Source organism: Pedobacter sp. (assembly GCF_035317785.1).
GTDB lineage: Bacteria > Bacteroidota > Bacteroidia > Sphingobacteriales > Sphingobacteriaceae > Pedobacter.
Genome location: NZ_DATHGC010000220.1, coordinates 1 through 12,546, shown reverse-complemented (window position 1 = coordinate 12,546; position 12,546 = coordinate 1). Strand labels below are relative to the sequence as shown.

The following is a 12,546-nucleotide window of genomic DNA, read 5'->3' as shown; positions in this document are numbered from 1 at the left end:
ATTCATCATTAACTAATAGTTAACACAAAAAGATAAGACATTGAAAATCTACAGTTATACAGATTTATCTAAACAGGAGATTGAAGATCTTTGTTTGCGGCAGCTGGAAGACGACACGGCCATTCTGGACCGGGTAAAAAGCATTGTTGAGACGGTGAAGACCAATGGTGACGCAGCCTTGTTTGACTATGCCCTTGCTTTTGACCAGGTGGAACTGCAACGGCTGTACATTGATAAAAAGGAGATCGCTGCCATAGCGGCGTCCATACCGGATGATGCGCGCAAAGCGATTGACATTGCTTATGAGAACATCCGTACTTTTCATGCGGCGCAGGCTGTGAAAGAAAGTAAGATCGAAACCATGCAGGGTGTGATCTGCTGGCGTGAGAGCAGGCCAATTGAACGTGTAGGGCTTTATATTCCCGGTGGTTCAGCAGTGTTGCCCAGTACTTTTCTGATGCTGGGTATTCCGGCACAACTGGCCGGCTGCAAAGAGATTGTGGTGTGCTCACCTCCTCAAAAGGATGGCAAGACCAATTGCTATGTGGCTTATGTGGCGTTAAAGCTTGGGATAGAAAGGGTTTACCTGATCGGCGGGGCCCAGGCAGTTGCGGCCATGGCTTATGGTACGGAAACGGTGCCCAAGGTGTTTAAGATCTTTGGTCCGGGCAACCGGTATGTGACCCAGGCTAAGCAAATGGTGCAGTCTTTGGCGGGTACTGCTATTGACATGCCGGCCGGTCCATCAGAGGTTTTGGTCCTTGCGGATGAGACTGCCAATCCGTCATACGTGGCTTCAGACCTGCTTGCTCAGGCAGAGCATGGCGCTGATTCTCAGTCGATTTTGGTCGCTACTTCAAGAGAGATCATCACCCAGGTACTTAATGAGGTTGAGGTTCAATTGGCGGAATTACCAAGAAAAGAGGTAACCGCCAAAGCGATAGACAATTCGTATGCGGTGCTGGTAGACTGCCTGCAGCAGGGAATGGAATTTAGCAATGTGTATGCGCCCGAACATTTGATCCTGGCTACGGATCGTTTTGAACAGCTGATCCCTTTGATCAGCAATGCGGGTTCGGTGTTTTTGGGGAATTTGACTCCGGAGAGTGCGGGCGATTATGTTTCGGGAACGAACCATACTTTGCCGACCAGCGGTTTTGCAAAGGCCTATTCCGGTGTATCTCTGGATTCTTTTGTGAAAAAAATCACTTTTCAGCACATCAGCCCGCAGGGCCTGCACAACATTGGCAGCACTGTTGAGGTGCTGGCCGAGGCTGAGGGTCTGAGGGCACACAGGAATGCGATCAGTATACGATTGAAAGATTAAATAATAACACCTCCTTAACCCGTCATTGCGAGGAGGCACAGCTAGTCCCGATACATCGGGAACGAAGCAATCTCATGATATGGGTGGGATTGCCTCGGTTCCCTCGCAATGACGCAGAAATAATCGTTATTACAACATGGATATCAATAAATTACAAAGAGAAAATATCAAAAATCTGAAGCCGTATTCTACGGCAAGGGATGAATATAAAGGGCAGGCCAGTGTGTTTCTGGATGCCAATGAGAACAGTTATGGTTCCCCGCTTTTTAATGGGGATGATGCCGTGCAGCAAAACTACAACCGCTACCCTGATCCGTTACAACTGGATCTGAAAGATGCGATCAGTAAGATCAAAGGAGTCCCTATTGAGAACACTTTTCTGGGAAACGGCAGTGATGAGGCAATAGACTTGCTTTACCGTGCTTTTTGTGAGCCGGGCCGTGACAATGTGATCATCCTGCCACCTACTTATGGGATGTATGAGGTATCTGCAGGCATCAACAATGTGGAAACACGTAAAGTGAACCTGCTCCCAAATTTCCAGCTCGACCTGGAAGGCATTGCGGAAGCGATCGATGAAAATACCAAGCTGATCTTCATCTGCTCCCCCAACAACCCGACTGGAAATTCGATCATCCGCACGGATATCGAGACCATCCTGGCCAATTTTAATGGTCTGGTGGTAATTGATGAGGCTTACATCAATTATGCGAAACAGAAGACTTTTATCCAGGAACTGACTGAGTATCCAAATTTAGTGGTATTGCAGACGTTCTCTAAGGCCTGGGGGCTTGCGGCTTTGCGTCTGGGTATGGCTTTTGCGGCCCAGCCGGTGATCGATGTTTTCAATAAGGTGAAACCGCCATACAACATCAACCAGGCTACTCAGGACATCGCTTTACGGGCCTTGCAAAACATTGAGCAGGTGAATGAATGGATCAAAATTACAGTCGCAGACCGTGAGCAGCTGAGCAAAGATCTTGCTGAACTGGAGATCGTGAAGAAAGTTTACCCTTCAGATGCTAACTTTGTATTGGCCGAGGTAATTGATGCGAAGGCAACTTATGATGCGCTGGTAGACCAGGGGATCATCATCAGGGACAGGTCTAAAGTGACTTTGTGCGAAGGCTGCCTGAGGATCACGATTGGTACTGGTAAGGAAAATGAGGTTTTACTGGCGGCATTAAAAAATATTAAATCATGAAGAAAGTACTTTTTATAGATCGTGACGGTACACTGATCAAGGAACCTGAAGACGAGCAGATCGATTCTTTTGCGAAGCTGGAGTTTTATCCAAAGGCGTTGTATTATTTGTCGCGCATCGCCGCCGAACTGGACTACACACTGGTGATGGTGACCAATCAGGATGGCCTGGGCACAGACTCCCATCCGGAAGAAAACTTCTGGCCGGTGCACAATTTCATCATGGATACTTTTGCCGGTGAGGGCGTGATATTTAGCGAAGTGATCATTGACAAGACCTTTGCGCATGAAAATGCAATTACACGCAAGCCAAATACGGGCTTGCTGCAGCATTTCCTGAATGAAGGCTATGATCTTGCAAACTCTTTTGTGATCGGTGACCGGCTGAATGATGTGGTACTGGCCAAAAATCTGGGTGCTAAGGCCATCTGGCTGCGCAACAATGATGGTCTGGGTGCTGCTGAGAATTTAGGCAAGGTTGAGGAACTGAGTGAATATATTGCCCTGCAGACTTCTGACTGGGTGGACATCTACACCATGCTGAAGGCTGGTACACGTACGGTTCATCATGAGCGCAATACCAACGAAACGAAGATCAGTATTGATATTGACCTGGACGGAACCGGCAAAGCCGAGATCCATACCGGTTTGAACTTCTTTGACCATATGCTGGATCAGATTGCCCGTCACGGTAGTATCGACCTGCACATCAAAACCGACGGTGACCTGCACATTGATGAGCACCATACGATTGAGGACACGGGCATTGCTTTGGGCGAGGCTTTTGCCAAAGCGATCGGCAATAAACTTGGGTTGGAGAGATATGGCTTTTGTCTGCCGATGGACGATTGCCTGGCACAGGCGGCCATTGATTTTGGCGGCCGGGCATGGATTGTCTGGGATGCGGAGTTTAAACGTGAAAAGGTAGGTGATGTACCTACGGAGATGTTCTACCATTTCTTTAAATCGTTTAGCGATGCGGCCAAATGCAACCTAAACATTAAAGCGGAGGGCGACAATGAGCACCATAAGATCGAGGCGATCTTTAAGGCTTTTGCAAAGGCGATCAAAATGGCGATCAAAAGAGATGCAGAGAAGCTGGTCCTTCCGAGTACTAAAGGGGTGTTGTAATGATTGGAATTGTAAACTACGGAGCGGGCAACATCTTTTCGCTGACCTCAGCGCTGGACAGGCTAAAGCTGCCGTATGGGATGGTCAATGAAGAAACTGACCTGGATAAATATACGCACATCATCATTCCGGGTGTGGGCCATGCTGGTGCAGCCATGAAGAAGCTGGAACAGACCGGACTGGTTGACCCGATAAAGGCATTAAAAAAACCTGTGCTTGGGATTTGTGTGGGTATGCAGCTGCTGACGGCACATTCTGAAGAGGGTGATGCGGATATGATGAACATTGTTCCGGTGCGTACCAGGCTGTTTGACAAGGATCAGGGGATTAAAATTCCGCACATGGGATGGAATAATATCGCTCATAAAAACAATTTATTGTTTGAAGGTGTTGAAAATCTAACACAATTTTACTTTGTGCATTCGTACTTTATTGAATATAACCCTACTTTTGACATCGCAACTGCGGACTATGGCATGCCATTCTCTGCGGGGGTACAAAAGGATAATTTCTATGGCGTGCAGTTCCACCCTGAGAAATCGGGCATCGCCGGAGAGCGTTTATTAAAGAATTTTTCAAATTTATAGATCAGCAGCTCAATGACTGATGGTTTTAAACTTAAAATACAACATGTACATAATTCCTGCAATTGACATATTAGATGGTAAAGTTGTCCGCCTGAGGGAGGGTGACTATGACCAGAAAACGGTTTATGATGTTTCTATCGCCGATATGATAGATACTTATAAATCTAATGGTACAGAATTTATACATATTATCGATTTAAATGGAGCAAAGGGCGATTTTAGCAATCAAAAGGAACTCTTTAATATCATAAAGAAAACAGACATGCGGGTGCAGTATGGCGGCGGGATCAGGACCATTAAACAGGTAACTGATCTGCTGGATGCGGGCATTCACCGTGTGATCGTAGGAACACAGGCGATTACCAATCCTGATTTTCTGAAAGAACTGAGCACTGAGGTGGGTAAAAAATACGATTATGCCAACAGGATCGTGATCGCAATTGATGTGCTGGACGAGGTGATCAAATACAGCGGCTGGATGGAAAGCTCACCAATAAAACTGATGGATTATGTTGATAAATGTTTGCAGCTGGGCTTTTTCAGGTTCCTGTGTACGGATATCAATAAAGATGGTAAACTGGGCGGTGCGGCTGTTGACCTGTACCGTAAGCTGCTCGACCATTCTCCTTTTATCAAGCTGATCGCCTCGGGCGGAGTGAGCGCTATGGCTGATATTGAAGAACTTGCCGAGCTGGACATCCGTTCGGTAGTAGTCGGAAAGGCCATCTATGAGAATAAGATCAGTATTGATGAGATCAAGCAATGGAACCTGAGACAAATGACATCGCTGTAGGGGGATGCTGAATAGAATGAAGACCTCATGTTGAGCAAGCGCATTATCCCCTGTCTGGATGTAAAAGATGGCAGAACGGTAAAGGGTGTAAATTTTGTAGACCTGAAGGATGCGGGTGACCCGGTAGAACTGGCCTGGCAATATGCGCAGCAGGGTGCTGATGAACTGGTATTCCTGGACATCACTGCCACCCATGAAAGAAGGGGAACAACGATAGAAATGGTAAAATCTGTTGCCCGTCAGCTCAATATTCCTTTTACCATTGGCGGCGGCATTACTTCTGTTGCGGATGCGGAAGCACTGCTCAATTCAGGTGCGGACAAGATCAGCATCAATTCGGCAGCGGTACGAAATCCTGCTTTAATCGAGGAACTGGCTAAGGCCTTTGGTGTGCAGTTCGTCGTAGTGGCGGTCGACACTAAACTGGTTGAGGGCCGTAATATGGTACACCTGAACGGCGGCCGTTTGATTACGGAACTGGAAACAGAAGACTGGATCCTGCGTGCGGAAAGCCTGGGCGCGGGTGAGATCCTGCTGACTTCTATGGACCATGATGGTACAAAAAATGGCTTTGACTGCTTGCTTTTGGATAAGATTGCAAAGTCTGTCAATATTCCTGTGATCGCTTCGGGCGGCGCGGGCAAGATGGAGCATTTTACAGAAGTCTTTTTGCAGACGGGTGTAGATGCGGCATTGGCAGCTTCGGTGTTCCACTTTGGTGAGATCCCGATCCCTGTATTAAAAAACGAATTAAAGAAACACAACATACCGGTAAGGTTATGAATATAGATTTTGAAAAAACACAGGGTTTAGTGCCTGTTATCATACAGGATGTACAGACCCTGGAGGTTTTGATGCTGGGTTATATGAACCAGGAGGCCTGGGATAAAACACAGGCTGAAGGGAAAGTTACTTTCTTCTCGCGGACCAAAAACCGTCTGTGGACAAAGGGCGAAGAAAGCGGCAATTTTCTTTTTGTAAAGGAAACGCATATCGACTGCGATAACGATACTTTACTGATCAAAGTGAGTCCTGTTGGCCCTACCTGTCATACAGGTTCCCGCAGCTGCTTTAAGACCAATTATAACCAGAACTTTATATTTGAATTGGAACAGATCATTAAAGACCGCTATGAAAACCCTTCTGAGGCTTCTTATGTGAACAAGCTCCGTGAAAAAGGGCTGAACAAGATCGCTCAAAAGGTTGGTGAAGAAGGTGTGGAAACTGTGATCGCGGCATTGGCCGAGACTGATGTTGATTTTGTCAATGAGAGTTCTGACCTGATCTTTCACCTGCTGGTTCTGTTGAGAGAGAAAGGAAAAACGCTTGCTGATATCGGACTGAACCTTGAAGGCAGGCACAAATAATGTCCAATTCATATACAATAGTATACGAAAAAATCACTTAATTTTAAAAATGCTAAAGCACTTACATACGCTCAGCGGTCATCAAAACCCGATCTATGCTTTGAGCAATACTGCTGACGGCAAAGGGTTTTATAGTGCGGGCAATGACAAGGGTGTAGTAGAATGGTCGCTGGACACCATGACTTTTGTTAAGGTTTTGGTACCAGTGCAAAGCTCAGTTTATGCACTGCACCGTTTTGGGGACTTGTTGTTTATTGCCCAAAGAAGCGGACTGATCCTGGTATTTGATACTTTGGCTGCTCAGGCAGTGGCCACCCTGAATTTCCATAAAAAAGCTGTATTTGATGTAAAAACCATCTCTTCGAAGCAGGAACTGATCAGTACTGGTGAAGATGGTACGGTGGCGGTATGGTCTTTAAATGATTATACCCTGCTCTATAGTTTTCCCGTCATCAGCGATACCGTGCGTACGATAGCGATCAGTGTTGACGAGGGCGAGGTTGCGCTTGGCAGCAAAGACAGCGTGGTACGGATTTACAATTCTTCAGATTATGGATTGACCAGAGAATTAAGGGGTCATAAAATGCCGGTTACCGCTTTACAATATTCACCAGACGGGCGCTTTCTGATCTCCGGCGGACGTGATGCACAACTGAAGGTCTGGGGCCTGCCTGATTATGAACTGGTCAATAATATCGCCGCCCATATGTTTAGTGTGTATGCGATTGCCTACCACCCTACTCAGCCTTTCTTTGCGACCTGCAGCCAGGACAAGGGCATTAAGCTTTGGGGCAGTGATGACTTCAAGCTCTACAAGATCCTGAGCCTGGAAAAGAATACGGAAGGGCATTTTCATTCGATCAATAAACTGATCTGGAGTGCGGACGGGAAGTATTTGATCTCTACGGGCGATGACAGGCAGGTCATGGTATGGAGGTTTGATCCCTAGGCTTTATTTCTTTTTGGCCTCTGTGCTGCCAAACTTTCTTGGGAAATATGCGAGCGTTACCATGAAGTACTGTTGTAATACATTTACTGTACCCCGGGTGATGCTGTTGTTATTGGCATAGTTGACTACACTGGTATTCTGGCGTAGAAGGTCAAGCGCAGAAAACTTCAGTTCCCCGTTATTTCCCTTCATAAAGCGCCAGCCCAGGTTGGCATTCCAAATGGCATAATTAACCGGTTTTGAATAGGAAGAGGTATTCTTACTGTAATTGATATTGCTGGTAATGTAGATCTTTCCCGGCAGGTTTACACCTGCTGCAAGTGTGGTAAACAGAGCTTTTGTATTAAAATCTGCTGTATTTTTACGCCGGGAACTCGATATGGTAATCCCCGGATGGGCAGTCAATTTAAAAAGGTCTTTGAAACTGTAGCCAATTTGTACTCCCTGACCGCCCTGGATATTTAGTGCATGGATTGGCTCGCCGTTAATGAACAAGGGATTGCGGTAGTAGAACAGGTTCGTTGTCAGGCTCAATTGTACCTGATGCGCTTTCATTTTAAAGACTTTACTGAGGTAATTGCTAAATTCCAGGTTCCTGTTGCCCGATGCATTGGCAAAGTAGTGGATGTTCCTGCCCAAAGCATCATAATTGCTGCTGTCTGCGATGTAGTTTCCCAGGGTACTCAGACGTAAATAAGTATTCAGGCTGAATGTATTTGTACCAACTGTAAAATGTTGGAAGCCGAAGTTAAGCTCATGTTTATAAGTTGACTCCAGGTTCGGATTGCCCAGATGAAGGTAAAAGACATTGGCACTGTCTACCAGTGGGGCCAGTTGGTCTACGCCGGGAAAGCTAGTGGAAGTCACGTATTTTAGACTGTAGGAGCTTTCGTACTCGCCCGACTGAGAGTTGGTATAGCTGATATTTGCAGACGGTAAAAATGCACTGTATGTTCTGTCTATTTTCTGGAAAGCTTTATCTGAACTATTTTTCTGCCGGAAGAACCTTCCTTCACCGGTTAAATTAATTCTTAATGTCTTGCGGTAGCGGTTGTCCAATGCCTTTTCAAAGGAGCGGCTAAATGTTAATCCTGGTCTTTCATCCAGCGTTCGGTAGCTGCTTTTGTTGGTTAGAAAATCGTTAGTAGTGTAGCGCCGTGATAATGTATCAAGGTCTGCTACATGCTCCATGATGTTAGACTGGCGCATATTCAAGGTATTCTTAAGCTCAATTCTGCTCCTGTTCATGCCGGTAGGCTTAAAAATCCGGATGAGATTGGGTGTGCTAAAATTGCTTGTATGTGTGGTATTCTCAGACTTCTGGTCATACTGCCTGTTAAAATACTGGTTTTTATCAGGATCTGTTAACGAAGTAAAGTTCGTGATCCTTTCGCTGATATTGTCGCCCTTATCGCGGTCAAATGCATAATCTATATTGAAAGTAACAGATTTGCGTTTGTTCTTTTTATAATACCAGCGGCTTGCATAAGCTGCTTTTAAGTATGTTTTGGTCTGTTTGTTATCGAACGCCTGTGACGCCCTGTTCCTGCTTTCTTCCCCGGTAGTTGAATTTAATGACCGATGGTCCTGTGTAGAGAGGCCTTCATTTCTGTTGTTTTGTAAAGTGAAATCAGCCATGAAGTCTTTTTTCTCACTTTTGTAATCAAAATTTCCTGTAGAGCGGTGGCTCAATCCGGAACTATTTGAAGTGCCCCGTTTATCCTGCAGCAATTTTTCGTCGCCGTTTAGAGAAACGACAGTAAGCAGATTTTCCAGTACTTTCTGTTCGGTATCATTAAACAGATAATCCGTCCTGAAGGTTTTAGCCCTGCTGTATTGCGGTGTCGTTATTCCCAGAAAGTCATGGCTGTATGTAAAGCCGGCAGAATGGAAGGTATTCAATCCTTGCCGGCTAAAATCAGGCTGATAATTGTGGTCAATGCCTTCGCCTTTGAAGGAGCTGTAGTTCATCAGGGTCGTAATGTCATAGGCTGCTTTGTTGACGTTATTGGCACTGCCCACCATGCTAAACTGTGTTTTTGGGCTAAAAGCACTCAACATTCCGTCGGCAGCATAGTGTTCCCTGGTTCCGTACCCTGCTCCGATTTTTCCAAACATCCCTTTATCCTTGCCCTTCTTCAGCACAATATTCATACTCATGGGAGGTTCTTCTATATCGTCAGTTTTGGCTCCCTCCTTGTACACCTGTACCTTTTCAATCGCATTTTTAGGCAGGTTTTGAAGTGCTACCTTCGGATCTGAACCAAAAAACTCCTTTCCGTTTACGGTTAGTTTTCTTATCGTCTTACCATTTACCGTGATCTTTCCGTCACCCCAAATCGTGATCCCTTTGACGGCACGGAGCAAGTCTTCTGCAACTGCATTGGTATCCAGGGTAAAGGCGTCGGCATTGATTTCAAGTGTATCGCCATTCATTTGCATGGGCGGTTTTGCCACGATCGCGACTTCCTGTAGCTCATTGTCCGCCCGCAACACCTGAAAGGGCTTAAATTCTACTTTCCGGGTATCAGCAGGTATCAGGAATTCATGCCGGTAGGATTGATAGCCGATGTAGCTAACCACCGCTTTGAGCAGGACACCTACGGGAAGTTCCGCAAAACTGAATTTTCCGAAATTGTTGGACAACTGGTAGCTGACTAAGCGGGAGTCGGAAGCGCGGTAAATAGAAACGGTTGCCGATTGCAATACGTAGTTATGCACAGAATCTCTCACCAGCCCATTTGCCAGACCTACATAGGTGGAATCTTTCTTTTGGGCAGTGCCGGTGAAGACCGGGCCGCATAGAAGGGCAACTAAAAAAAGTAAACTATAATATCTGGTCAAGAGCGGTTATCGTTAGGGGTTTATCAATTTTGTCGTGGTTTTAGCTGGATAATCACCGGATTATCCTTTTTTGTGCCCAGGGTAAAATAGTCGTTCAGCGCCTTAGGATAAGTGATTTTCCTGTCTTTATTGGCCTCATGGGCCTGAAACATAATGATCGATGGGAAATCAGTATACAAAAAAGTGCCGTCGCTTGTGAATCCGTTATTTGCAAAATCCATGCTGTCCCATAAGGGTAAAAAGGAATTATTTTCGTCAGGCAAGACACGTTCATAAGATACGAGCGTTCCGGATTCGGTATTATAGATGAGATATTCATCCTTATTAGAAGCATCCCTTGTACTTGCTTTAAAGAAAAGGTTGTTGCCCAGCTCATGGTAGTTACTCAGTACGAAGATCACCTTTTTATGATCGTCTAAGTATTTTATGCGCTTTTCTATAAAAGCCGGATCGTATATAAAATTTGGTGGCAGGTTTTGTTGAAGCGGAAAGATGAACTGATACTTAAGCTTAACCTGGTTTGGCGACAGCTGATAGATCCTGTAGTCATGGTCCTTAGCGAATAAAAAAGAAGTGTCGCTTCGGGAGCTGTACAACGGACCGTTGCCGCTGGCACCGAGAATGTCGCCGCTGCTTTTCAGGCCAACAGTGGTATAAGGCAGCGCGCTGGTTAATTTTTTCTGCATCAGATCTTCAGCATACCCCATCAGATAATTGATTTTGGTACTGTCTGCCGGACGGTCATCGTTAAAGTTTGACACCTCAAGGATTGCGTCCTTGCTGACGAAACGATAATTATTCCGATAGACATGTTTATCTCTTTCTATGACTACTTCCCTTAGTTTTTTACCATTAAAATCATAATAGATGTAGCTGTTCATTTTCGACGTTTGAACAACGATCTGCGCTGTCCATTTATTTACCTTAAAATCTCTTAGCCTTTTAAAGTAGTCGAGATGATAACTCCCGCCGTCAATCTTTGCATGAAATTTTCCGGTTTTTGTAAAGAAGAGGATGCAGTTGGTGGTTTCGTCGAGAATAATGTAATAATCATCAGTCACTTCCAGCTGGTCTATTTTTCCAAAAGTACTTTCTTTGGTGCTTTCCAGAGGAATGTAAGTAATTTTTTCAAAGAAATCTGACGCGTTGCCACCATTGGCATCCGCCGGATCTATACGCAGTTCTATGGTTTTAGAAGTATCTGTCGGGAGTATTTTCTGGGCATTTCCAATAAGGGGAAGTACTAATATTAAAATAACAGGCAAACTTAAACGAAAGATGAACTTTGAGCGCATAATTATATATTTCCTTAACAATATAGGAAATTTCTAGTTAAGAAGTTTCCCTGAGCTGGCGGATTTTCTCTAACGCTATGACATCAATTTCCTTCTTCATTGGATTTTTGCATCTATACAAATTCACTCAAAATATAACTCGGCAACAAAGCAGAAGAGGTTTGTTTTGTTAATTAATGGCTACTTTCTTCATTCCTTCCCTGCCATAAAATACAGGAAAATACATCATTTCTGCTTTAGCAGGATTGAGGTTATAACTTCCTGAGTATCTTGGCATCAGCTGGATGCTGAATGTATATTTTCCTTGTTTCAGCTTGGTGCAGAATATAGAGGTCTTATGTTTGAAGTACTCCCGGTGCGTCTCTACGCCCCAGTAGCTTTGTGGCTTGTTTTCATAAGAACAGCCTGCCGGAATGGGTACCTCTATCATCACATAGTCCGCATCTGCACGAGCCTCCACCTCCACTTTTAAATAAGCTGTTGTTCCGCCTTTAAGATTTTTAACTTCAGTATTGTTCTGGATAAAGCTGGATTTAACAGTAAAGTCTTTACTGACTTTCTCCGGATTGGAATTCTGGAATTGCTGGTAGGCCGTAAAATAGACCGGGGCATTGCCTTTTTTGTCTACACTGAGCTTGCCGGGCTCAATAACCTTACTAAATGGAAAAGTTTTGACCGTTTCGGTCTTGTTGAGTACTAGATTTGGCGGCTCTGGTTTCCTGCCTTCTGTGATCAGTTCCGGAAGTATGGTTTCCAGAATGAGTGAAGACTCATAAGTATTGCGCCATTGCCCGTCTTTTCGCTGTTCGAGGAAGTACCTGGTAATACGGTCCAGTTCCGCTTTGTATCCGCCTTTATCTCTTAGGATCTGATAAGCCAAAAGGGTATTCTGAATGCTGTTGTCCCAAAATCTCCGGTTGGTCTCCCCCCAATAGCTGCTGCCGAACATGGTTTGTTTCTTTTGGCTGATCAGCCAGTTCAGGTCGACGGCTAAGCCGGCCTGCTGCCGGAGCAATAATATCTGCAGCTTTTCGTACAGCGTTTCCCCGG

At 45.1% G+C, this 12,546-nt stretch carries 11 protein-coding genes; 8 read left to right on the top strand and 3 right to left on the bottom strand.

Annotation, left to right across the window (positions count from 1 at the left end; all coding sequences use genetic code 11):
* The first annotated feature begins 40 nt into the window (after positions 1 to 40).
* The 8 genes from hisD to VK541_RS13315 all read left to right on the top strand — a co-directional run bounded on the left by hisD (position 41) and on the right by VK541_RS13315 (position 7,357).
* Positions 41 to 1,327, top strand: coding sequence for a histidinol dehydrogenase (hisD, locus tag VK541_RS13350; RefSeq protein ID WP_324370828.1), 1,287 nt, complete (start codon positions 41 to 43; stop codon positions 1,325 to 1,327).
* Positions 1,328 to 1,463: 136 nt separating this feature from the next.
* A complete protein-coding gene (hisC, locus tag VK541_RS13345; protein ID WP_324370827.1) occupies positions 1,464 to 2,531 on the top strand; it encodes a histidinol-phosphate transaminase in 1,068 nt (355 codons plus the stop codon).
* A complete protein-coding gene (gene hisB / locus VK541_RS13340; protein WP_324370826.1) occupies positions 2,528 to 3,661 on the top strand; it encodes a bifunctional histidinol-phosphatase/imidazoleglycerol-phosphate dehydratase HisB in 1,134 nt (377 codons plus the stop codon). The genes hisC and hisB overlap by 4 nt, the downstream gene beginning before the upstream one ends.
* Positions 3,661 to 4,248: an imidazole glycerol phosphate synthase subunit HisH gene (gene hisH, locus VK541_RS13335; RefSeq protein WP_324370825.1), complete on the top strand. Its 588-nt coding sequence runs from the start codon at positions 3,661 to 3,663 to the stop codon at positions 4,246 to 4,248. Before hisB ends, hisH begins: the two co-directional genes overlap by 1 nt.
* Before the next feature lie 43 nt (positions 4,249 to 4,291).
* Positions 4,292 to 5,041 (top strand): 1-(5-phosphoribosyl)-5-[(5-phosphoribosylamino)methylideneamino]imidazole-4-carboxamide isomerase, encoded by a 750-nt coding sequence (gene hisA, locus VK541_RS13330; RefSeq protein WP_324370824.1) that lies wholly within the window; start codon positions 4,292 to 4,294, stop codon positions 5,039 to 5,041.
* A gap of 27 nt (positions 5,042 to 5,068) precedes the next feature.
* On the top strand, positions 5,069 to 5,824 hold the full coding sequence (hisF, locus tag VK541_RS13325) for an imidazole glycerol phosphate synthase subunit HisF (RefSeq protein WP_324370823.1): 756 nt from the start codon (positions 5,069 to 5,071) through the stop codon (positions 5,822 to 5,824).
* On the top strand, positions 5,821 to 6,408 hold the full coding sequence (gene hisIE / locus VK541_RS13320) for a bifunctional phosphoribosyl-AMP cyclohydrolase/phosphoribosyl-ATP diphosphatase HisIE (RefSeq protein WP_324370822.1): 588 nt from the start codon (positions 5,821 to 5,823) through the stop codon (positions 6,406 to 6,408). The genes hisF and hisIE overlap by 4 nt, the downstream gene beginning before the upstream one ends.
* Positions 6,409 to 6,457: 49 nt before the next feature.
* Positions 6,458 to 7,357 carry a WD40 repeat domain-containing protein gene (locus tag VK541_RS13315; RefSeq protein ID WP_324370821.1) on the top strand — a complete coding sequence of 300 codons (900 nt, stop codon included), beginning with the start codon at positions 6,458 to 6,460 and terminating at the stop codon, positions 7,355 to 7,357.
* 3 nt (positions 7,358 to 7,360) lie between these two features.
* Here the strand turns inward: VK541_RS13315 and VK541_RS13310 are convergent, their stop codons facing one another.
* The 3 genes from VK541_RS13310 to VK541_RS13300 all read right to left on the bottom strand — a co-directional run.
* Positions 7,361 to 10,201: a TonB-dependent receptor gene (locus VK541_RS13310; protein WP_324370820.1), complete on the bottom strand. Its 2,841-nt coding sequence runs from the start codon at positions 10,199 to 10,201 to the stop codon at positions 7,361 to 7,363.
* A 23-nt stretch (positions 10,202 to 10,224) separates the two neighbouring features.
* On the bottom strand, positions 10,225 to 11,496 hold the full coding sequence (locus tag VK541_RS13305; protein WP_324370819.1) for a 6-bladed beta-propeller: 1,272 nt from the start codon (positions 11,494 to 11,496) through the stop codon (positions 10,225 to 10,227).
* Positions 11,497 to 11,665: 169 nt separating this feature from the next.
* On the bottom strand, positions 11,666 to 12,546 hold an 881-nt coding region (locus VK541_RS13300), incomplete at its 5' end, for a hypothetical protein (RefSeq protein ID WP_324370818.1).